General features: G+C 56.9%; 19 protein-coding genes and 3 pseudogenes. 11 read left to right on the top strand and 11 right to left on the bottom strand.

From position 1 onward, the window contains the following. The first annotated feature begins 138 nt into the window (after positions 1 to 138). The 6 genes from msrB (at position 139) to FHT77_RS16800 (ending at position 5,517) form a co-directional block, all read left to right on the top strand. On the top strand, positions 139 to 621 hold the full coding sequence (msrB, locus tag FHT77_RS16825) for a peptide-methionine (R)-S-oxide reductase MsrB (RefSeq protein ID WP_183756083.1): 483 nt from the start codon (positions 139 to 141) through the stop codon (positions 619 to 621). A 170-nt stretch (positions 622 to 791) separates the two neighbouring features. After that, positions 792 to 1,511: a peptide-methionine (S)-S-oxide reductase MsrA gene (gene msrA / locus FHT77_RS16820; RefSeq protein WP_409527460.1), complete on the top strand. Its 720-nt coding sequence runs from the start codon at positions 792 to 794 to the stop codon at positions 1,509 to 1,511. 209 nt (positions 1,512 to 1,720) lie between these two features. Continuing rightward, positions 1,721 to 3,361: a phosphoethanolamine--lipid A transferase gene (locus tag FHT77_RS16815; RefSeq protein WP_312859755.1), complete on the top strand. Its 1,641-nt coding sequence runs from the start codon at positions 1,721 to 1,723 to the stop codon at positions 3,359 to 3,361. 46 nt (positions 3,362 to 3,407) lie between these two features. Continuing rightward, positions 3,408 to 3,761 carry a response regulator gene (locus FHT77_RS16810; RefSeq protein ID WP_183756081.1) on the top strand — a complete coding sequence of 118 codons (354 nt, stop codon included), beginning with the start codon at positions 3,408 to 3,410 and terminating at the stop codon, positions 3,759 to 3,761. A 232-nt stretch (positions 3,762 to 3,993) separates the two neighbouring features. Continuing rightward, positions 3,994 to 4,755, top strand: coding sequence for a carboxy-S-adenosyl-L-methionine synthase CmoA (cmoA, locus tag FHT77_RS16805; protein WP_183756080.1), 762 nt, complete (start codon positions 3,994 to 3,996; stop codon positions 4,753 to 4,755). A gap of 12 nt (positions 4,756 to 4,767) precedes the next feature. After that, positions 4,768 to 5,517, top strand: a complete 750-nt coding sequence (locus tag FHT77_RS16800) for an isoprenylcysteine carboxylmethyltransferase family protein (RefSeq protein ID WP_183756079.1) — start codon at positions 4,768 to 4,770, stop codon at positions 5,515 to 5,517. A 70-nt stretch (positions 5,518 to 5,587) separates the two neighbouring features. Here the strand turns inward: FHT77_RS16800 and FHT77_RS16795 are convergent, their stop codons facing one another. Beyond that, positions 5,588 to 6,112 (bottom strand): dual specificity protein phosphatase family protein, encoded by a 525-nt coding sequence (locus FHT77_RS16795; protein ID WP_210280941.1) that lies wholly within the window; start codon positions 6,110 to 6,112, stop codon positions 5,588 to 5,590. Between the two features lie 211 nt (positions 6,113 to 6,323). Here FHT77_RS16795 and FHT77_RS16790 point away from each other — a divergent pair. Beyond that, positions 6,324 to 6,864: pseudogene (locus tag FHT77_RS16790) on the top strand (sensor histidine kinase); the annotation flags it as partial. 479 nt (positions 6,865 to 7,343) lie between these two features. On the opposite strand, the gene FHT77_RS16785 reads toward FHT77_RS16790, so the two are convergent. Together FHT77_RS16785 and FHT77_RS16780 are read right to left on the bottom strand one after the other, a co-directional pair. Then, entirely contained in the window at positions 7,344 to 7,607 is a 264-nt protein-coding gene (locus tag FHT77_RS16785; protein WP_246712689.1) for a GreA/GreB family elongation factor, read from the bottom strand. Positions 7,608 to 8,058: 451 nt separating this feature from the next. Next, positions 8,059 to 8,385: a hypothetical protein gene (locus tag FHT77_RS16780; RefSeq protein WP_183756078.1), complete on the bottom strand. Its 327-nt coding sequence runs from the start codon at positions 8,383 to 8,385 to the stop codon at positions 8,059 to 8,061. Between the two features lie 339 nt (positions 8,386 to 8,724). Here FHT77_RS16780 and FHT77_RS16775 point away from each other — a divergent pair, with 339 nt between their 5' ends. From FHT77_RS16775 to FHT77_RS16765, 3 genes and pseudogenes are all read left to right on the top strand, one after another. Further along, a complete protein-coding gene (locus FHT77_RS16775; protein WP_183756077.1) occupies positions 8,725 to 9,522 on the top strand; it encodes a glycosyltransferase family 25 protein in 798 nt (265 codons plus the stop codon). Positions 9,523 to 11,090: 1,568 nt separating this feature from the next. After that, positions 11,091 to 11,316, top strand: a pseudogene (locus tag FHT77_RS16770) (L-idonate 5-dehydrogenase); the annotation flags it as partial. 84 nt (positions 11,317 to 11,400) lie between these two features. Further along, a pseudogene (locus FHT77_RS16765) lies at positions 11,401 to 11,624 on the top strand (NAD(P)-binding domain-containing protein); the annotation flags it as partial. 15 nt (positions 11,625 to 11,639) lie between these two features. Here FHT77_RS16765 and FHT77_RS16760 read toward each other — a convergent pair. The 7 genes from FHT77_RS16760 to ugpB form a co-directional block, all read right to left on the bottom strand. Then, positions 11,640 to 12,425, bottom strand: a complete 786-nt coding sequence (locus tag FHT77_RS16760; RefSeq protein WP_183756194.1) for an HAD-IIB family hydrolase — start codon at positions 12,423 to 12,425, stop codon at positions 11,640 to 11,642. Then, on the bottom strand, positions 12,422 to 13,195 hold the full coding sequence (locus FHT77_RS16755; RefSeq protein ID WP_183756076.1) for a DeoR/GlpR family DNA-binding transcription regulator: 774 nt from the start codon (positions 13,193 to 13,195) through the stop codon (positions 12,422 to 12,424). Before FHT77_RS16755 ends, FHT77_RS16760 begins: the two co-directional genes overlap by 4 nt. 19 nt (positions 13,196 to 13,214) lie before the next feature. Beyond that, positions 13,215 to 13,964, bottom strand: a complete 750-nt coding sequence (locus tag FHT77_RS16750) for a glycerophosphodiester phosphodiesterase family protein (protein WP_183756075.1) — start codon at positions 13,962 to 13,964, stop codon at positions 13,215 to 13,217. A gap of 32 nt (positions 13,965 to 13,996) precedes the next feature. Then, the gene (gene ugpC, locus FHT77_RS16745; RefSeq protein ID WP_183756074.1) at positions 13,997 to 15,058 is read right to left on the bottom strand and encodes a sn-glycerol-3-phosphate ABC transporter ATP-binding protein UgpC; all 1,062 of its coding nucleotides are present in this window, start codon (positions 15,056 to 15,058) and stop codon (positions 13,997 to 13,999) included. A 2-nt stretch (positions 15,059 to 15,060) separates the two neighbouring features. Next, positions 15,061 to 15,909 (bottom strand): sn-glycerol-3-phosphate ABC transporter permease UgpE, encoded by an 849-nt coding sequence (gene ugpE, locus FHT77_RS16740; RefSeq protein WP_183756073.1) that lies wholly within the window; start codon positions 15,907 to 15,909, stop codon positions 15,061 to 15,063. Between the two features lie 13 nt (positions 15,910 to 15,922). After that, positions 15,923 to 16,807 (bottom strand): sn-glycerol-3-phosphate ABC transporter permease UgpA, encoded by an 885-nt coding sequence (gene ugpA / locus FHT77_RS16735; RefSeq protein WP_183756072.1) that lies wholly within the window; start codon positions 16,805 to 16,807, stop codon positions 15,923 to 15,925. A gap of 65 nt (positions 16,808 to 16,872) precedes the next feature. Continuing rightward, positions 16,873 to 18,201, bottom strand: coding sequence for a sn-glycerol-3-phosphate ABC transporter substrate-binding protein UgpB (ugpB, locus tag FHT77_RS16730; RefSeq protein WP_183756071.1), 1,329 nt, complete (start codon positions 18,199 to 18,201; stop codon positions 16,873 to 16,875). A gap of 305 nt (positions 18,202 to 18,506) precedes the next feature. On the opposite strand from ugpB, the gene FHT77_RS16725 reads away from it, so the two are divergent. Further along, positions 18,507 to 18,965 (top strand): hypothetical protein, encoded by a 459-nt coding sequence (locus FHT77_RS16725; RefSeq protein ID WP_183756070.1) that lies wholly within the window; start codon positions 18,507 to 18,509, stop codon positions 18,963 to 18,965. A gap of 72 nt (positions 18,966 to 19,037) precedes the next feature. Here the strand turns inward: FHT77_RS16725 and FHT77_RS16720 are convergent, their stop codons facing one another. Further along, on the bottom strand, positions 19,038 to 20,672 hold the full coding sequence (locus FHT77_RS16720; RefSeq protein ID WP_183756069.1) for an FGGY-family carbohydrate kinase: 1,635 nt from the start codon (positions 20,670 to 20,672) through the stop codon (positions 19,038 to 19,040). Between the last annotated feature and the right edge of the window lie 16 nt (positions 20,673 to 20,688).

Below are 20,688 nucleotides of genomic sequence, written 5' to 3'. Positions count from 1 at the left end.
TCGGCCTGAACAGGTCGGGAAAAAGGCGGTTTCACTTTTCAGTGTTGCCACTTCCATGTGTGCAACAAAAGGCAGATCTTCCGATACCGCAGCCCGAACACGTCGGACGCGGGTCAGGGAACCGAGGAGGAGAACAAGATGGTGGGCAGGCGTCAAGTTCTGATCGGCGCTGCACTGGGCGCGTTTGGGCTTTGCTTCGGAAGGCAGTCTGCGGTCGCCCGCGAGACCTTCGCCATATCGCATAGTGATGCCGAGTGGAGGAAGCTACTCACCCCGGATCAGTACACCGTCCTCAGGAGGGAAGGCACGGAGCGTCCTTTCTCGAGTGCATTGTTGAAGGAGCATAGAAAAGGCAATTTCGCTTGCGCGGGTTGCGACCAGAATGCCTTTTCGTCCACCACGAAATTTGACAGTGGGACAGGATGGCCGAGCTTCTGGGCGCCGCTCAAGGACGCGGTTGGGACCTCCACGGATGCGACACTTGGAATGGTGCGTACGGAAGTCCATTGCAGTCGTTGCGGCGGCCATCTCGGACATGTCTTCGATGATGGTCCAAAGCCTACCGGCCATCGGTATTGCATGAACGGCGTCGCCATGAAATTCCATCCACTCGCGGGCTGACAGGTCAGGGGTATTCGCATGATTCCGTTTCCGCTCGGCGACATCCTGACCCGGTCGGGCCCGACCGGCCCTCACGCGAAGGCGGCACCGATCAGCGACCTGCACTCGACATCACGTTCCCGAACCTTGGCGTCAGGCCTACCTGTTCCCATCAGACTAAGGAGATCGAAATGACGCGTCATCGGGGTCTTTTGAGACAATTGGCTCTCGTGCCAACCCTGGCCATGGCGGTTGCAGCCGGGTCTGCGTTTCAAATCGCCGTCCTCGCCGCGGAAGAGGCTCATGCCATTCCAGCACCGCTTCAGGATATGGCGTCCCAACAAAAGCTTGAGACCGCCGTCCTTGCCGGTGGCTGCTTCTGGGGAGTGCAGGGGGTCTTCCAGCATGTTGACGGTGTCGTCAGTGCAACGTCGGGCTACGCTGGTGGTGGCAGGTCGACGGCTCAATACGAAGCGGTCGGCACCGGAACGACAGGCCATGCCGAGTCAGTTCGCATCGTCTTTGATCCGAAGAAGGTGAGCTACGGCCATCTGCTCCAGATCTATTTTTCAGTCGCACACGATCCGACGGAGCTCAATCGGCAAGGTCCTGACACGGGGACCCAATACCGCTCGGCAATCTTTCCCACGAACGACATGCAGGCAAAAGTTGCGAGGGCCTATATCGGCCAACTCAATCAGGCGAAGGTTTACAATGAGGCGATCGTCACGACAATTGAACCTGGGAAGGCGTTCTACCCGGCAGAAGACTACCATCAGAACTTTCTGACGAACAATCCGACGTATCCGTATATCGTCATCAACGACCTGCCGAAGATCGAAAGCCTGAAACGGCTTTTCCCAAACGACTACCGGCCGGAAGCGGTGCGGGTATCGGTCGTTGGCCGGTGAACGCTTTGATTGAATGGCGATCGCCTCGGCCGAGAGGTCGATGACCCGTTGGTGTTGGTCCGCACGGCAGATTCGGGCGTGGTTCGACGCAATGTCTTGACAGAATCGACGTCCGGCCGGCGATGAATCTGGACGCCCTTCATTCTCGTCGCTTCAGGTTGGTGTCAGCAATCCTCTTCAAAAGGCCCGTTTGCGTTGGAGAAGTGAAAGTGAAGAACGAGCCCGCAAACGTGAGCGTGCCACGGCCCGTTATCGGCAGCATTCCGCTTTGCATTTTTGTATCTATCTATATTCTTGTCTTCTGCAACAACACGTTTTGGCAGAAGGCCAACGACTATCTCGGAAGTGGGACTGGTCCCCTGTGGGCGCTATATCTTGCAATGGTGGCTCTCTGCGTTGCCGCGATCACTCCCTTCTCGATGAAATACCTCATAAAGCCGTTCCTGATTTTTCTTGTCATCGTCGCTGCCGTGGCAAGCCATTTCATAGACAGATTTGGCGTGGTCGTGGACACCGACATGATCCGCAATGCGATGGAGACAACGCCTGCGGAGGCACAGCACCTGATCACCCGCGACCTCGCCTTTCATCTTGCGATTTTCGGTGTCCTACCGTCCTTGATCATTGCGTGGACGAAGGTCGATCACCGACCGTTCGTCAGCAAGGTCGTATGGAACCTGGCAGCGATCGTGATTTCGCTCGGAATTGTCGCGGTTTGCGGCATCACCTACTCGAAAGAGTATAGTGCCGCTGTCAGAGAACGACGCGACATCACCAAAAGCCTCAATCCCGTTACACCGATCGTAAGCACGGCGCGCTATTTCCTCAGCGCCCGAAAGGAAGCATTGATTGTTGTCCAGCCTGTCGGGACCGACGCTGTTGTGAAACCGCCTCTGGCGCGCATCAACAAGCCGAGAGTGACGATTATTGTTGCTGGGGAGACTGCCCGTGCCGAAAACTTCTCACTCGGGGGTTATGGCCGAGAAACGAACCCGCAGCTCAAGGCACGCAAGGTCGTCTATTTCCCTGATACCGAGAGCTGCGGTACGGCTACCGCAACATCAATTCCCTGCATGTTCTCGCGGTTCACGCGGGCGGAATTCACGCACGCAAAGGCACGCGCCAACGAAAACCTACTCGACGTGCTCTCCCATGCCGGGGTCAACGTTGCCTGGTTCGATAACAACACGGGCAGCAAGGGCGTTGCGGACCGGGTCCTGTACGTTGACCTGGCGAGCTCAAAGGATCCGCGTTTCTGCAAGCAAGGTGAATGTCTGGATGCCATCTTGCTGGAGAAGCTCGACGACTGGCTGGATCACGTCGAAGGCGACAGCGTCCTGGTGCTCCACCAGTTGGGCAGTCACGGTCCTGCTTACTACCTTCGATACCCTGAACACATGGGCGGATTTATTCCGGACTGTCGAACGGCAGAACTCGGGCGGTGCTCGGAAGGCGAAATCACCAACGCCTATGACAATTCCATCCTCTATACCGACTATTTCCTGTCCGCCGTTATCGATCGCCTCAAGGCCCGGTCCAGCCAGATGGCGGCTGGCGTGATCTATATGTCAGACCATGGAGAATCCCTGGGTGAAAAGGGGCTCTATCTGCACGGTGCGCCGTACACTTTCGCTCCATCGCAGCAAACGCACGTGCCTTTCCTGACGTGGCTTGACGACGACTTCACGAAATCAATGGAGCTGGACACCGCCTGCCTTCGCAAGGAGGCTACTCGTCCGACCTCCCACGACAACCTCTTTCACAGCGTGCTTGGAATGATGAACGTGCAGACCTCGGTCTACCAGCGCGAGCTGGACGTGTTTTCACCGTGTAGGGGCGGGAATTCCTGATGGGCGAGACCGCCGACGTTGAGAAGTGGATCAGGGGCCCCGGCCGGTGAATGTTCTTGTCGTCGAAGACAATATAGAGATCGGGGATGCTGTATCAGCTCATATGGTTGGTGAGGGGCACACGGTCGATTGGTGCAGGAACCTGAAGGTAGCCTCCCGTAGGCTCGTATCAGCGAACTACGACCTGGTACTGCTTGATCTGCGTCTGCCGGATGGGAACGGACTTTCACTCCTCCGCGACATTCGGGCGGCAAATAATACGGTTCGGGTCATCATCATGACCGCACAAGACCAGTACAGTGATCGTCTGGCAGGAATAAGGGGAGGAGCGGACGACTTTCTCGTCAAACCCTTCGATCTCCGTGAACTTTCAGCTCGAATGAAGCTCATCCGCCACTAAGTTGCTCTCGCGTGCTGAACGCGACTAGAATTCCGCACCGGTTGCTGACCGAGGAAGTCTCCTTTTTGGCCCATATTTGGCTGGATGAAGGACACCTTCGCCGCTTGTGAAGGCCCCCGGGGGCAGCCCGGTGTTCAGGTTCTCGTCAGGAACATATGGCCAAATCGCTATGCGCCGGGTGTGCCTTGGGGAACGAAGCCGCCCATTTACATTGCTGTGTATTGGAGCGGATATGACCGATCAGTCTAACCGACTTGTCCTGCATACGAATTTGCGTGACGAGGTTTTCGCCGACGAACGTGATGCGGTCGCAGACTTTTCATTCAACTCCACTGTCGCGAATGTTTTCGACGACATGGTCAGCCGCTCTGTACCGTTCTATGACGAGATGCAGCGAATGGTCTGCGAACTGGCAAAGGATTTCGCACAGCCTCAGTCCAATCTCTATGACATTGGCTGTTCGACAGCCACAACACTGCTTGCGCTGGATCATTTCGTTGACAATCAGGTGGATTTTGTCGGCATCGACAATGCCCCGGAGATGCTGAAGAAGGCCGCCGAGAAAATTGAAGCGTCGGGAACGAACCGTTCGATCGATTTGATCACCGGCGATCTCCATCGCGGTTTCTCCCTGGAGAATGCCAGCGTCGTGACCATGCTGCTGACATTGCAGTTCGTGCGACCGCTGTTTCGCGAACGTGTGATGAAGACCATCTACGACGGTATGAACGAACATGGTTGTCTGCTGCTCATCGAAAAGCTGACCAGCGAGGACACGACGTTCAACCGGCTCTTCATCGACCACTACTACGACTTCAAGCGGCGCAACGGATATTCGTCGATCGAGATCTCAAAGAAACGAGAAGCGCTGGAGAACGTGCTCATTCCCTATCGATTGGAGGAAAATATCCAGTTGCTCCGGGAGGTGGGCTTCAAGAGCACGGAGGTGTTCTTCCGTTGGTATAATTTCTGCGGCATCGTCGCGATCAAGTGAGAACCCATTGCCATGAAGTCCCTTATGCTGAAGATCGGAACGTTCTTCTTCAAATACCGAAACCAGGCATTTCCGCTGATTATTGTTGCCCTGTTCATCTCCACGCCGCCGACAACGACGGTGTTCGGAAGTGAAGCGCTCGAGGCGTGGAAGAATATCCTGGCGATTCTCGTCGTGCTTGCCGGATTGCTGTTGCGTGCAACAGTTATCGGATACGCATATATCAAACGGGGCGGCTTGAACAAGCGGGTCTACGCCAAGGATCTGGTCACAGAAGGCATGTTCGGGGTTTGCCGCAATCCATTGTATGTCGGGAATATGCTCGTCTATTCCGGGCTTTTCCTGTTTCACGGAAACCCAGTGGTCGTGGTTGTTGGATGCTTGCTTTTCGCCTTCATTTATCAGTGCATCATCCATGCCGAAGAGGAGTTCCTCGCCAACAAGTTCGGCGATGCCTATAGCGCCTATTGCCGTGACGTACCCCGATGGGCACTCAAGCTCAGTGCATTCTCGACATCGACGGATGGTATGAGCTTCAATATCAGGCGGGTCATCGCCAAAGACTATTCCACCATGTCCTCGACACTTATCGCGCTTCTGGCAACAGAGTTCTACCGGATCGCGGCGGACTCTATTTCAGACCAGGAACTGTCGTACGCGATTGCTCTCGTCGCTTTGTTCGTGGGGGTCATCGCTCTTACGGGGCTCGTCAGTTCCCTCAAGAAGCGTGGGGCTTTTGACAAGATGACCACCGCTCATTGAAGCGCTTTTGATTGAAATCTGGCCCGCGACAGAACCATGTCGCGGGACTGTCGTCGGTCCCTCCGCCCGATTAGCTGGAAGTTCGGGAGCTGTCTTCAAGATCCTCCCAGCTCTCATCCATTGCATATGCTGCGGAGAGGCGCGGGATGCCAACATGTCCGAAGTAGAAGGACAGCTGACGTTCAGCAGCTTCTTCATCCCGGCCTGCAATACGGGTGCTGTAAATCGCAGAGGCGAGACCCGTTCGATCCGCTCCTGCCTGGCAATGGACGAGGATTGGCTTCGGTAGCGAAGCCATCAGTTTCATAAGTTCATCAGCGCGATCCAGCGTCAGCACTTTCGATGCGGACATCGGGAAGTCCACATGTGTTACGCCCAGCCTCTCTGTGGTCCCCACCTCAGCTGCATACCAGCTGCCCTTATCACCCCGTGCCCTCAGATTGATGACCGTCTTGATTCCATAGTCCCGCACATAGGCTTCAAGCTGTTGCGGACTTGGCTGGGCTGATCGATAGAGTTCGCCATCGACAACCGTATGAAAGTTTTCTGACAGTTGCAGATAGGCAGGATACGCACCAGTCGCTATTCCGGTCAAAGCGAGGCATGCAGCGACGATGGCCGCCTTGCGCGTTGCAGTTGGCTCGCACTACGTTTCCGATGCACTCCTCGGCTGGTTGCTGGCCGTGATCGTGTTTATGGGAATGCTCATTGTCGAGAACCGGATCTCGGCGGGGTGGTCAAGCCGGTTGGCGTGATTTGTTGAGTTTTGGGCCTTTTCTTCGCGCACCAACGGCACCAATTCCCGTCGCTTTCAACGGACACAGATATCCAGGCTCGCAAGCCAGCTCTTGACCCTGTCGCGCGCGGAGCCGGGTAGCAGGCGGCTGCGCTGCGACGTCATTGACCTCGCAAAAGCGGCCGAAGACGTTCTCGGAGCCCAAGCCGAGGAAGCGCTTCGCCGCGGCATTGATATCGGATTGAAGGAAGCCAGTCCGATTAGGGTCGCAGGTGACGGCACGATGTTGGGAGAGATGCTTGTAAACCTCGTCGACAACGCAATCCGCTATACTCCCGTGGGCGGCAAGGTCAAGGTATCGGTGACCCGCCTCGACGGTAGGGCATTGTTTACCGTCGAGGACAATGGTCCCGGAATCCATCCGATGGAACGCAAGCACGTTTTCGAGCGATTTTACCGGGTCATGGGAACCCAGGAAGAGGGCGGCGGTCTGGGTCTCGCCATCGTGCGAGAAGTCATACAGGGAGCGGGAGGTACCGCGTATCTCAGCGATGCAGCCGGTGGTGGGCCTGTTGGTTACCCTGCGATTGCCGATCCTGGAGACGCTGTAAGGGCAAGAGAACGAATAGGGTGTCTCCCAGAAACCAGCCTTTGCGCCACGCGGCTGGCATGTAGCGAGCCTCCTCGGCAATGCAACCGTACGATAACGTACAAACAATTGCGCAGGCAGAACGTCGGACCAAAGTCCAGTTGTCGTTGGACTTCCTCGACCTAATCTTGTCATCGTTCTTCCGTCCGGGGGAAGGACATGGAGGCCACAAGGTGTCGCGGAAACCCCCTTGTGGCCTCCCATTACCGCTTGGGGAACAGAGCGCCCAAATTCTTGCGGGCGCCCTACGGAAAGGTATGCTTTCGATTTTAGCGGCGCGGCGCCGGCTGGGCAACGAAACCGATTATAGTCTTGCGCGGGAGCTAACCCCCCTCTCAAAGATCTCTGACCCCTTGGCATTGAATTACGCGCCAGAAGGTGGTGGTGCTCGAACTGCGTTCAGTTCCCCCGGACAGGGCGGGAGATGCCGTCAAACCAAGATCATATCGCCTCTGCTTCTACCGCCTTCACCGTGAGGCGATGAACTTGCCCATCGCGAGCCAGCCAGTCGATCGATTGTCCTTTTGAAACTCCGATGAGGGCCGTTCCAATCGGGGTCAGTATCGAAACCTTGCCCTTTGCGATGTTCGCCTCTCCAGGAAAGAGAGCGTGACCGCACGGTCTTCGCCGAGGTCGCTCACCAATCGCAGCGTGGAACCCATGTAGACGACATCCGTGGCGATAGCCTCGTCGGACACGATGCAAGCGCGTTCGAGTTCGGAAAGCAATTCCCGGCAATATCAGTGCTTTTCGAGCTATGGGTCTCCGCGAGTTTTGACAATCGCGTGTGGTCGGTCTGTGTGAGGGTGATCGAGGATTGTCGAAGCGTCGTCTGGGACGCCATTTCCTACGTCCTAAAAGACCGTGCTGGCAGTAAGGAGCTTATGTCGCGTCAGTGGCAGCGCCAGATCCGTCACGCGGTGCGTTGCCGTCGCCCCGCGGCACGGCGCGACGCACCAAGCCGGGGCAGGATTCTGCGATCGGAAATGCTCGTTCAAGAACGAGATCGTGGCGCGGGATAGGCATGGTCGAAACATGCTGATCGCGGAGGGATTTCAAGTCTTGCGGGCGAGTGTCAGGCAATTGAAACCCGCCAACGTTCGGGCTGACGGGCTAAAAAGTCTCTTTGTCCCACGTCTGTCCCGTAGGACTGTGACTAGAAATTAAAGTACAGGCTCACGCCCGGCCTACGCTGGTAGGAGTAGTAGTCGCGATAGCCGTACCGGGGATATCCATACCGTGGATAGCCGGAATACCGATGACGGTAGCATGAGCCGTAATACCGGCAGTCGCGGTAGGCGTAATTCCGGTTCTTGTAGTGGCCATAAGCATAGCCATTCCCGTGGCCCTTGTGCCTGACAAGCTCGACATCGGTGGTGTGTAATGGCGCTGCTTTCGGCACCGCGATCGGCGCAGCGCTCAGCGGCAGGGCGAACGATGCAGCCAGGACCATGGCTGCGAGAGGTGAAAAAAGCGTCTTCATCGGGGCATCCTTTCAGGCAGTGAGTCTCGGTTACCAAGCATTAACCTGCGATGAACGGCTGCGCGCATGCCGCGGCAATGATTGCAGATATAGCGATTGAATTAAAAAGCCTGCGTGATGAACGCATCAAAGTCTCCTCCGGTACGAGTTACGCATCGCCTTTCATCACGATACAGGTGCTTCCTCCACGATGCAGCTCGTTCGTAGCTTCTCGAAGCTTTCAACTAGCTTTCAGCCTTCCTGACAGATAGCGACCTTACAAAAACGTAAGCAAGCGGACAGAGCAGGGAGATATTCGGTGGGCAAGGTCTGGCAGATGTGATCATCCCCGGGCCTTCAATGAACTACCTTCCCGAGCACGACAATCTAATCGCCCGCCAGGCGCTGCCGCAGCTGCGGACCTTTCTCATCAACCTCGATCGGGCGCCCGATCGCGGAAGGCGCATGACGTTTCTGATCAAAACCTTCGGGTTGAATTTCGAAAGGATTTCGGCCGTGGATGGAGCTGACCTTCGACTGCCGATTTCGGACTTCGATGAGCGCGGCTACCTCCTTCGGCACGGGCGAAGACCAAATCCATACGAAATCGGCTGTTACCTCAGTCATGTCGACTGCGCCCGGCGTCTCATTGCATCACCTGATGAACATGCCCTGATCCTCGAGGACGATCTCAATTTCGACCCGAATTTCATGGCCGTCCTGAAGGAGGTGCTGGCTAATCGAAACCAATGGGACATCGTCAGGCTTTCGACGGTCAACAAGGGAAGGAAGTTCCGGTTTCGCCGGCTGACCTCTCAACATTCGATGGCGATTTCACTGACACGGGAAAAGGGCGCTGGGGCGTACCTGGTAAATCGCCGCGCCGCGGCTTGGATCGTCGATCGCCTGATGCCGATGCGATTGCCATACGATCTGGCATTTGACATGGAACATCTGGTTGGTCTGAGGGCGTTTTTTGTTGATCCCCTGCCAGCCAGGCAGGACGCCGAGCCCAAATCTCAAATCCAGGAGAGACTATCACGCTACAAGCTGGGCTGGCGCAAGCCACCCACAGTGGTGCCGTATCGGGCAGGGGTCGAGATTGCGCGGTTTGTCATCAGGGCGCTTCGACTGTTCAGGTGCAAGGTGATCGCCTAAAATGAAGCCTGGTCATCCCGCATTTATCGCCTATCTCTCCCCGCAGACCACGAAGCGGCGGTCCGGTATTGAATACCACGTAGCCCGGGATGAATGACATGCGGGAACCAGCGCAGTTTAATGGCGATCGGGAGCGCACAGCCTATCAAGGCCGTCGAACGCCTATCTCAGCCAGGAACAAGGGCATCTCCGTCTGGTCCACTGTCGGCCTTGGTCTGCTCCTCGCCCTCGTCGTCCTGCTCGTTGCCAATTCATGGCGAGGAACTCCCACGGTCGCTCCGCTGAGATCGACGTTGTCCTCCAACTTGCCTGCTGCTCCAATTGCGGCTCTTGTGGGCGCGTAGGCAGCGCTCAAATCGAAACGCGGCCGAGTGCCTGTAGCCCTAATTCAAAACCGGCAGATGCCGATCCGTTTCGCTTTCAAAGCGCGATGCGAGGTGGGGAGCATAGCGAAGAACATCTGACCGAAGTCGAAGGAGTTCAAGGTCTTTGGCTTTCCCTTCCAGCATGAGGTCGAAATCAAGATGATCGATCGTGCGCACGAACGTGGAGAAAGGGAATGGGTTGCATGTGCCCGCTTGCCCGGTCATCAAGGGAGCACCAGCGACGCCTTAGAATGGTTATTAGAGGAGGCGTAAAATGTATATTAGGTGTGGCAAAAGACGTACACTAGGCCAAGGCAACGCTCGAATTTCCAACTTTCTAGCCTCGTCTCCGACCGCCTGCTGGGAATATCTCCATAGGTACCGCCGACATGAATGACCAGCACAGCTCACGACCGAGATCGCTGGTCAAGCATCTCTGTCTGACAGAAGTTGTCCACCTCGTCGTGACGATTTGCAAAACTAGTGCCCCGCGGTGTCACAGTATTGGCTGCGTCGCGTCCAACACCTTTGATCGTGTTTGCGCATGAGGCAAGGCTGAGCGTTAGTAGGCAAGTAGCGGCAAGCGCTGAAATGATCTTCATTCTTGAACGTCGAAGCAGGGCGAACGCGCCGCCTTTGCTCGTAATGAACTCGGACTCGTTTGTTCCCGCTGATTCCAAACCTCGCGCTCGAACAAAATCCGCCTGCAGAAAAAGGCCCGGTGCTGGGAGCACCGAGCCCTTTGCGCGCTGGTTTCTCTGAGGGACGGATACCAGCTGACAATGCCGCTGTGAAAGCATTGCGAGCTTCAAACCATTCAGCTTAGGAAAGGTTCCCAGTCGATTCTACTTTAATGGCAAAGATTTGAATCGAAAGCCCGGCGGATCAGGTGACCAGCGCCGGGCCTTGAGCGGACCTGCATAGGGCGATGCTGATCCCGCAGCGTGTTTCAAAAATCGCTGCGTCCTGCAAACAAACGAGGTCGGGGAAAGTTCCCGACCGATTCATTCATTTATGCGACGCGCTGGCGATATTCTGGTCCTTTCCCACAGGCTGCCGAACCAGGCTCCCGAATGGACCGGCGACGGTCGAGTTTGAAGCGTCCGACGAGGCTTGCCAAAAGGGCAGCACCGGCAGCGAGGGCTTCACTGGTCGAACTCATGGTCTTCACCATGGCCGCATTGTGCTGCGTCATCTGATCGAGGGGGTGACGTCTCGATTCCGCAGAACATGGTCGTCGCCAAGGATCGAGATGAAGGGCACGTTCCGGTTCCATGAGGAGTTCGGCGTTGCGGTCGATCTCATCAATAGCCGGCGGGTCGATCTTAAGCCCCTGTTGAGCGGCATTTATCCGCTGACGGAAGCGGTTCAGGCTTTCGAAGCTGCCGGGGATCGGAGCAAATCGATGAAGGTACAGCTGGCCTTCTAGCCGGGCGATAGCGGACAGCTTTGGGGCGCCGCGTACTTGGCGGTGCATCCCGTCATTGCGAGAAACCAAAAAAGCGGATGTATCGTGGAGAAGGCAGAAATCGGGCTGATCGGCTTGCCGTCATGGGTTCCAACCTGGCGCTCAACATTGCGGAAAAAGGCAACAAGATTGCTGTCTTCAACCGCACGCCTGAGAAGACCGACGAATTCTACGAAAGCGCCGGTGATCTGAAGAAGCAGATCATTCCCTGCAAGACGATCGAAGAGTTCGTCGAGGCGATCCGCCCCCCGTGCCCGATCATCATCATTTCGCGAGGCCACATTCTATGCTTTCGCGCGCAAAAGTGTGGTCGCAATATCTCTGAACCCGAGGCCAGCCGGTTCCGACGAAACCCATCGTGGCTTATGCGGAAGTTTGTCCATTATGGGCAAAATGTTGCGCACGCCAAAAGAATTGCGGATGTAGCCGAACATGGGAGCGTCGTTGCGTGAATCACCAACGAAAGCCGTGACTGAAGGCGTCGTCAGGGGATCCACCGCAAAAGCTTCATTGAGCAATCGCTCGCTCATGGCTTTCTTGTCATAGTCTCCGATCCACGTATTGATATGAATGGAGCTGATGGCGACGGTCGCCGCCATCTGCCGAATCTGATCAGCCAGGATATCGACCTCCTCATAGGGTACACCACCGATGTCGATGGCAACATCCGCCAGCCGGAATGCCTGATCATGGGCAATCCGAAATGGCGAGGGCGTGGATCTGATAATCTTCCCGATCGCTTCGAGATGTTCACGCTGGCGTCGCGCCTGCAGGGCGCCGTCTTCCCAATAGTCGAAGACGACCTCGCCATCTCGCCGGAAAACAGCAAAGGCTCCGCTCTCGCCGATGACCGCGGCCACCGGCCAGGCTCGAACGATGTGTTCGCACCAGCCAGCCGATCCTCCGGTGACGGGAATGATTGAAATCCCGGCGCGGTAGAGATCCCAGAGGGCTTGGTAAGTCTGTGGTAACAGCTGACCTTCTGTCGTCAGGGTATCGTCGATATCGGTGAACAGGTAACGCACATTGCGCAGGTCCGCCGGCGATGGGGCAGCGCCTATGAATGTCATGAATACTCCTCGCCGCACAACACGATGTCCATGCTGCTTGCCGCGCAAGCGGCGACAACACCTTGGTCGTCAGGCAGCCGGTCGGTGTAGAACCGGGTCAGTTTGTTGAAGGGGGCGACGCGCACCGAAGCGTTGCGCATCCACTTGCTGGCATCAGCTGCCAGGAAACAGCTCTTGGAATTTTCGATAATGGCGTTGGTGATCTGCGCTTCACTGTAACTGAAGTCCATCAGCCCATGAACGTGACTGAGGGCGCCAGCTCCAACGACGGCGTGCGTGGCATAGAACTTTTCGAAAAACCGGATGACGTCGGCGCCGACCACATCCCGGTCGTCATGGCGCAACAGCCCGCCAGTCAGGTGCACCTCGATGTTTGAGGCGTCGCAAAGGATAAGCGCGACATGGATATTGTTGGTAACGACCGTAAGGCCCTGGTGATCCCGCAACGCCTCGGCAACAAATTGGACGCTGCTGCCGATCCCAAGGAAGACTGTGGAATTCGGACCGATGTCGCTTGCAACGCGTCTCGCGATGCGCCTTTTGGCAGCGCTGTTGAGCTGAGCGCGTGCATTGACGGAGATGTTCCTTCCCTCGACGGGCACATCGACGCCACCATGAAAACGCCTGGCATAACCAAGGTCGCAAAGCGCGTTTATATCGCGCCGGATCGTTTGCGTCGTCAGGCCGAACCGACGCGCCAAATCCTCGATGAACTGCATCCCCTCGTTCTCGATGAGCGCGAGCATGTCGCGCTGTCTGCTCGATATCATTACCGCCCCCTGCACGCTTTCAAGTCAGGAAGAGACTTGGGTCGTCAGTAATGACACCTGTCAAGCCAGCACCCCAGAAAGGACGGAGAAGGTGTGGTGCGTTGCACGTCCATGCCCTGACCTTTATCTCGCGCCGACTTGCCTCCTCGAGGAACCCGAAGCTCAACGACTTGTAATTTAGATGGATCGTGTTTGCCGGGATAGAGGCCAGAACATCGACCCAGTCACGCGGCAGTTCGCTCCACAGCATGGCGAGCTCGTAGTCTGGATCGAGCCGATGCATCGCTTTTAGCGATTCGGCATCAAAGCTTGAAATGACGATTTCAGTATGGGGTGCGCGTTTTCTGAGGTGAGAATGGACGGTTTCCGTCAACTGCGCAAGCGATGTGTGGTGCGCGTGCTGCTTGATCTCGACGTTGAGATTGAGCCCGAGGTCGCCGAGACGTTCGATCGCGAGCGCCAGTGTTGGCAGCGCCTCTCCGCGGTAAGCTTCTGAAAACCACGAGCCGGCATCGATGCTTTCAATATCTGCGGCCACCATGTCACCGAGATTGCCGCGCGAGGAAGAGCATCGATCGACAGAAACGTCGTGAATGACGACAGCCGTTCCATCCTGCAGGAGTGCAACATCGAGCTCGACCCATTTGCAGCCCTGCTCAGCAGCGGCCCGGAAGGCTGCAATCGTATTCTCGGGAGCAACGGCCGAAGCGCCCCGATGTGCATGGACCTCGTTACGCGCCGGACCGATGCGCTGCTGGGAAATCGTCATGTTCTGGCTTTCTGTTGGCTGCTACATTCCGGTTATGATGCCGGTGCGACATCTGTTCGTTTGCCGGTTTCGCGGTTAAACGGATGCATGGCGCTGACACGGGCATAGACTGGAAATTTTGCCGCTTCAGCGACTTCTGGACGTCCGGGGACGCTGAGGATGGCGGTATGGTCGCGATCGCCGAGGCGCACGTGAAGATGGCTTTCTCCACCGATCGGCTCCAGAAGCTCGGCCGTCGCGTTGAGGCGGATTGACGGTTCGGCTGGCTCGACCAGCGACAGCTGATCGGGGCGCACGCCGACGATATCGGTCCCAGTGGGAAACTCAAAGCTATGTTGGCCGTTGGAGCCGGCGATGACCTCAATCGGCATCAGATTCATTGGTGGGGATCCGATGAAGCCAGCGACGAACAGGCTTGCAGGGCGGTCGTAGACTTCGACAGGCGAGCCTATTTGCTCGACGAGCCCGCCATTCATCACCACCAGCCGATCGGCGAGTGTCATTGCTTCAAGCTGATCGTGGGTGACGTAGATGCTCGTCGTCTTCAGCCGACGCTGGAGCCGGCGGATTTCGACACGCATCTGGACACGTAGCTTGGCGTCAAGGTTTGAGAGCGGCTCGTCGAACAGGAACGCTGCTGGCTCGCGCACGATCGCTCTGCCCATCGCGACGCGCTGCCTTTGACCTCCCGACAGCTCGCGTGGTCTTCGTTCAAGCATCGGCCCGATCTCGAGAATCTCGGCCGCCTCATGCACGCGTCGGTCAATTTCGGCGCGGGGCGTTCTCCTGTTTTTCAGCCCGTATTCCAGATTGCCGCGCACCGTCATATGCGGATAGAGCGCATAGTTCTGGAAGACCATTGCAATATCGCGCTCTGCAGGCTCGGCATTGTTGACGTTGCGACCGGCAATTTCGATTTTCCCGTCGCTGACCGTTTCCAAGCCCGCAATCATCCGAAGCAATGTAGACTTGCCGCAGCCAGATGGTCCGACGAGGACGATCAGTTCGCCATCGGCAACAGAAAGGGTGACGCCTTTGACGGCAGGTACGGAGCCGTAATTCTTCTTGAGGTCGACGATTTCGATCGTGGCCATTCTTACTTCTCCGTTTCAACCAGGCCTTTGACGAAAAGGCGTTGCATGGCGAGGATGACGAGGACGGGTGGCAGGGCAGCGAGGATGACCGCCGCCATGACGAGGTTCCAGCGGGGCTCTGCATCAGCAACCGCCGCCATGCGCTGGATGCCCATGACCACCGTGTAAAGGCTTGGATCGGTGGTGATCAAAAGTGGCCAGAGGTATTGGTTCCAACCAAGCACGAACAGAATGATGAAGAGCGCTGCGATGTTGGTCACCGAGAGGGGCAGAAGAATATCGCGAAAGAACTTCATCGGTCCGGCGCCATCGACGCGTGCGGCCTCCATCAGTTCTTCCGGCACGGTCAGAAAGAACTGGCGGAACAGGAACGTTGCTGTTGCCGAAGCAATCAACGGAATGATCAGTCCACCATAATTATTGAGGAGCCCTAGGTCGGCAACAACCTTGAAGGTCGGTACAATGCGCACCTCGACCGGGAGCATCAAGGTGATGAAGATCATCCAAAAGGCAAGGGTTCGGAATGGGAAACGGAAATAGACGATCGCAAATGCCGACAGGATGGAGATGACGATCTTCCCGACTGCGACACCAACGGCCATGACGAGTGAGTTGAGCATCATCGGCCCGATTGGCGGCGCGCCCGAACTCGTCATCCCGGCCGACAGCATCGTTGCATAGTTCTCGATAAGGTGGGGACCTGGAACAAGGGGCACGACGTCGGAAAGGAAGTCGGTGCCGCCATGGGTTGAGGCGATGAAAGCGACGTAGACAGGAAAAACGACGATGGCAACACCGACAATCAGAACAAGGTGGGCCAGGAGGTTCAGGAATGGACGGTTCTCAACCATGGGCGGAGCGCTTTCAATATTGGACACGCCGCTCGATGAAGCGGAACTGGATTGCGGTAAGGCCACAGACAATCAGCATCAGGATGACGGACTGGGCGGCCGAGGAGCCAAGGTTGAGGCCAATGAAGCCGTCGAAATAGACCTTGTAGACAAGGATCTCAGTTGCGCGTGCCGGACCGCCCTGTGTCGTTGCGTGGATGATCCCGAACGTGTCGAACATTGCGTAGACGATGTTGATGACCATCAGATAGAAGGTCGTCGGAGAAATGAGCGGGAAGACGATTGTCCAGAAGCGCTTGACGGGACCGGCTCCGTCGATTGCACCAGCCTCCTGCAGGGATCGCGGGACGGACTGCAAGCCCGCAAGGAAAAACAGGAAGTTATAGGAGATCTGCTTCCACGTGGCCGCAATGACAATGAGCACCATTGCATCGGTTGCGTTGACCAGATGGTTCCAGTTGATCCCGATTGCGCGCAGCATGTAGGCCACGATGCCGATCGATGGATTGAACATGAACCACCACAGAATGCCAGCAATCGCGGGTGCGACGGCATAGGGCCAGACCAGCAGTGTCGAGTAGGTCCGCGATCCCCGCAGAACGCGCATTGCGGCAACCGCCAGCAGCAGCGAGATCGACAGCGAAAGAAAGGTGACGAGCACGGCAAACACAATGGTATTGCCAAAGGCGCTTATGTAGATCGGGTCGGCAAACAGCTTTCGGTAGTTCGAGAACCACACGAAAGTGGTCTTGAAGCCAAATGCGTCATTACGCAAAAACGACTGCCAGAACGCAGTTCCGGCCGGCCAGAGAAAGAATACAATGGTTACCAGCATCTGCGGCGCAATCAACAGATAGGGCAGTACCTTGTTCGGAAAGACGGTTCGCTTGGTCTGCATGGTCCCCTCACGCAAGAACAGATGGCAAGGAGAGAGCCGGCTTGACCGGCTCTCGGCCTCGGGGACTATTCGTTGGCCGATTGGAAATCGCGCAGTTGCTCGTTGCCACGGCTAACCACCGAGTCCAGCGCTTCCTTGGCTGATTTCTTGCCGCCAAGAAGAGCTGCGAACTCGTCATCGATGATGCCGCGTACCTGCACGTAGTTACCGAAGCGGATACCCTTGGAATTTTCCGTCGGGGCGACCCGTGTCAGTTGCTTGATGCCAACGTCCGAACCAGGGTTCTTTTCATAATAGCCCTGGTCCTGGCCGAGCTTGTAGGCTGCTTCGGTAATGGGAAGGTAGCCGGAGAACTGGTGCCAGTCAGCCTGGACTTCGGGCTTCTGGAGATAGGTGTAGAACTTTGCCACTCCCTTGTACTCGTCTGCCGGTCTGCCTTGCAGGGTCCAGAGTGTTGCACCGCCGATGATGGAATTCATCGGTTCCTTGATCACGTCGTTGTAGTAGGGCAGGGGCGCGAAGCCGACCTTGAAGCTCTTGGCGTTGTTGACGACGCCCGCGCGCCCTGCCGAGGAGTTCATGTACATGGCGCATTCCTGCGAGTAGAACATCGGGGGAGCATTGTCACCGCCACCTGGTCCACCGTATTTGAAAAGGCCCTCGTCCTGCCACTTCTTGAGGTTGTCCCAGTGGTGCACCGTGAGGTCGTTGTTGAAGGTGAATTCGGCGTCCACTCCGCCGAACCCGTTGGCCTTCGTTGAATAAGGCTTGTCGTGCAGGGCGTTCAGATTTTCTGTCTGGATCCACGAGATCCACGCGCTGGTGAACCCGCATTTGGCAGCGCCTGACGTGACTATCTTCCGCGAGAAGGATTCGACGTCCGCCCACGTCTTTGGCGGGGTTTCCGGATCGAGGCCGGCTTTCTGAAAGACGTCCTTGTTGTAATACATGATTGGCGTCGAGGAATTAAAAGGCAAGGACAGCACGTTCCCGTCCGTATCGGAGTAGTAGCCGACTACCGGAGTGAGAAACTTGCTCTGATCCCAGGCTTCGCCCTGGTCCTTCATCAACTGGTAGATCGGGTAGATGGCGCCCTTTGCTGCCATCATCGTGCCCGTCCCGACTTCATAGACCTGTACGATTGCGGGTTGCTGGTTGGCTCTGAACGCCGCGATAGCGCCGGTCAGTGTTTCATCATAGGTGCCCTTGAAGACAGGCACGATTTCATAGTCGCTCTGCGAAGCATTGAAATTCTTGGCGATCTCTTCGAGCTTGGCGCCGTTTTCGCCTCCCATGGCATGCCACCACTGGATCTTGGTCGCCGCGGACGCAGCCTGCGACGCCAGAAGAACTGCCGCTACACCTGCGGACAGGAACAAAGCCGTCTTTTTCATGCTCACTCCCTTTTTGGTTCAGAGCCTCCCGCTCCAAACTTGTCCGGGACCGTATCAGGCAAAGTTCATTTTGCAAGAACAAATGTTCATATGAACATTTGTTCTGACCTTTCAGGGAAGGGATGCAGCGTGCCCGTTCGAGCGAGAGCGATAGGCCGAAGGTTTCGCCCGCCCCGACGTCAATTCGACTGTAAATTAGGTAAAGCTAATTAACTTTAAAACAAACAGAGAACGGCAGTGGAACATTAAAAGTTGCATTTGCTCTGATAGTATTGCAACTTCCTCTTCATCGAAGGTGGAGCGCGATGAGGTACCTGTTCCATAGCCATGTCAGAACCTCTCTCCTTGCCGTGGTCCTCTACGGCGTGATTGGTATTGCTCTTGTCCAGCCCGACCTGTCGACCGATGCGAAAGCCCTTATTGCGCTTGCAGTGCTTGGGGCATTGTTGGCCCTTGCGATGCTCACGATGGAGCCCGGTGTCGTCGCGTCCCCTGAGCCCTCCGAAACCGTGTCGCCTGCGACACTCACCGCAAATGAGATTGCCACGCTTCTATGGCTGATGCGGCGAGGCAAACAGCGTTTCTCGGAAACATCCGAGAGCATATGGTCGATGCATCAGATGGGCGTTGTCGTCCGCCCATGGCAGGGATGCAACGCATGGATGGTCAGCAACGAGATATGGAACGAACGGGAAGACTTCATGTCCGCGAGGCTGCTGCTCTACACACCGGGTAGGTTCCCCCAAGACGGCGCGTTCATATGAGCGACGACCTCGCCGGTCCTGCCAGGTTAAAAACGCCTTTTTGTCTTTTCCCATCTCGGGTGACGAGATTGATCAGACGTCCCGCAGACCCTGTGCCAATCGCTGCAACTCCTTGAATGCACCATAGCGTCTTGCGTGAATATCAGCGACGCCTCCCGGGGAAGGAATGTACGTCTTGTCAACCGTCGTCAGCCTGTTCATGGCTTCGCGGACGTTGGCAAAACAGCCGCCTGCTACGGCTCCCAGGATCGCAGCCCCCAACAGGACCGGCTCTTCAGCCTTCGTCGCCACGACGGGCTTGCCGCTTGCGTCTGCGAGGAGCTGACGGACGAAGGCATGCTGGCCGGCGCCGCCGCTGATGACGACGTTTTCGAACTCAACACCAGCATCTGCCTGTGCATCGATGATCTGTCGCAGCCCGTATCCAATGCCGTAGAGGCCTGCGACATAGAACTGGACAAGATTATCGATGTCACGCTCCATTCCAAGTCCTGCTATGATCGCTCGGGCGTGCGGGTCGGCGAGTGGCGCGCGGTTTCCGAGAAACTCGGGCACGACATGCATGCCGGTTACAAGTGAGACCGCATCCGAGGGCGTTGCGGCCTTTTCGGCGGCAAGTTCGGCGAGCATGACGGGAAGCGCCATGCTCTTTGCCTTGGCAAGATCGGTTGCCTCGGCGGCGGCAGGATGGAAGGAAAGGAGCTGATCGATCGCTGCTCCGGCGGCACTTTGACCACCTTCGTTCAGCCACAGACCGGGTACCATCGCCGAGTAGTAGGGTCCCCACACTCCCTGCACGAAGGCCCGTTCGTTCGTCGATGTCATGGTACAGGATGAGGTGCCAAAGACGTAGGCGAGGTTTGAGGTCGGTCCGCCACCAAACCCGACCGTTCCGATCCCTCCGGCATGGGCGTCGATAAGACCGGCAGCGACTGCCGTACCCGGAACTAGCCCCAGTTCCTCGGCTGCAAGTGCAGTCAGTCCCTGGCCCAGAGCTGAGCCAGGCTCGACAATTGCCTGGCCGATGCGAGAAAATCCCTCGTCTGCAAGCGACCCCAGGCCGATGTCCTGGAAATAGCTGGCATCCCAACGGCTTTCGTGGGCGAGATATGTCCACTTGCAGGTGACCGTGCAGGTGGATCGGGAGAGATCGCCGGTCGCGCGCCAGGTCAGGAAATCCGCGAGGTCGAAGAATTGCCATGCCGCGTCGAACACCTGTGGCTTGTTCTCCTTAAGCCAGAGCAGCTTCGGCGTTTCCATTTCCGGCGAGATGCGGCCGCCAACGTAACGCAAGACCTGGTGACCGAGTTCGTTGATGCGTTCGGCCTGCGGCACTGCCCGGTGATCCATCCAGACGATGATGTTTCGATCGGGATCCTCGGACGGCCCGACGGGCAGGGGCGCACCCCCGTCTCCCAGCACCACGAGCGAGCAGGTCGCATCAAATCCCATGCCGACAACATTGGCTGGATCAATAGCTGCGATGCGAACGGCTTCGCGGACGGAATTGCAGACCGCCTGCCATATTTCGCTGGTTGACTGCTCCACGATTGAGCCCGCTTCACGGTAGAGGGTGATGTCCCTTTTGGCCGAGGATAGCATCTGTCCTGAAAGGTCGAACACCCCTGCGCGAGCGCTTCCGGTGCCAACGTCAACTCCGATGACGTAGCTGGCGTCGGTTGGCGGGATTTGGGTTAAGTCGCTCATGGTCTCTGGTGTCTCC

Origin of the sequence: Rhizobium sp. BK181, assembly GCF_014193305.1 — a bacterium.
GTDB lineage: Bacteria > Pseudomonadota > Alphaproteobacteria > Rhizobiales > Rhizobiaceae > Rhizobium.
This window is presented reverse-complemented; position numbering and strand designations above follow the sequence as displayed.

Bases quoted from the DNA above. Each gene is read 5' to 3' on its own strand.
- FHT77_RS16760 (WP_183756194.1), bottom strand. From the start codon at position 12,425: ATGACATTCATAGGCGCTGCCCCATCGCCGGCGGACCTGCGCAATGTG.
- FHT77_RS16755 (WP_183756076.1), bottom strand. From the start codon at position 13,195: ATGATATCGAGCAGACAGCGCGACATGCTCGCGCTCATCGAGAACGAG.
- msrB (WP_183756083.1), top strand. From the start codon at position 139: ATGGTGGGCAGGCGTCAAGTTCTGATCGGCGCTGCACTGGGCGCGTTT.
- msrA (WP_409527460.1), top strand. From the start codon at position 792: ATGACGCGTCATCGGGGTCTTTTGAGACAATTGGCTCTCGTGCCAACC.
- ugpC (WP_183756074.1), bottom strand. From the start codon at position 15,058: ATGGCCACGATCGAAATCGTCGACCTCAAGAAGAATTACGGCTCCGTA.
- ugpB (WP_183756071.1), bottom strand. From the start codon at position 18,201: ATGAAAAAGACGGCTTTGTTCCTGTCCGCAGGTGTAGCGGCAGTTCTT.
- FHT77_RS16720 (WP_183756069.1), bottom strand. From the start codon at position 20,672: ATGAGCGACTTAACCCAAATCCCGCCAACCGACGCCAGCTACGTCATC.
- FHT77_RS16725 (WP_183756070.1), top strand. From the start codon at position 18,507: ATGAGGTACCTGTTCCATAGCCATGTCAGAACCTCTCTCCTTGCCGTG.
- FHT77_RS16800 (WP_183756079.1), top strand. From the start codon at position 4,768: ATGAAGTCCCTTATGCTGAAGATCGGAACGTTCTTCTTCAAATACCGA.
- ugpA (WP_183756072.1), bottom strand. From the start codon at position 16,807: ATGCAGACCAAGCGAACCGTCTTTCCGAACAAGGTACTGCCCTATCTG.
- cmoA (WP_183756080.1), top strand. From the start codon at position 3,994: ATGACCGATCAGTCTAACCGACTTGTCCTGCATACGAATTTGCGTGAC.
- FHT77_RS16750 (WP_183756075.1), bottom strand. From the start codon at position 13,964: ATGACGATTTCCCAGCAGCGCATCGGTCCGGCGCGTAACGAGGTCCAT.
- ugpE (WP_183756073.1), bottom strand. From the start codon at position 15,909: ATGGTTGAGAACCGTCCATTCCTGAACCTCCTGGCCCACCTTGTTCTG.
- FHT77_RS16775 (WP_183756077.1), top strand. From the start codon at position 8,725: ATGAACTACCTTCCCGAGCACGACAATCTAATCGCCCGCCAGGCGCTG.
- FHT77_RS16780 (WP_183756078.1), bottom strand. From the start codon at position 8,385: ATGAAGACGCTTTTTTCACCTCTCGCAGCCATGGTCCTGGCTGCATCG.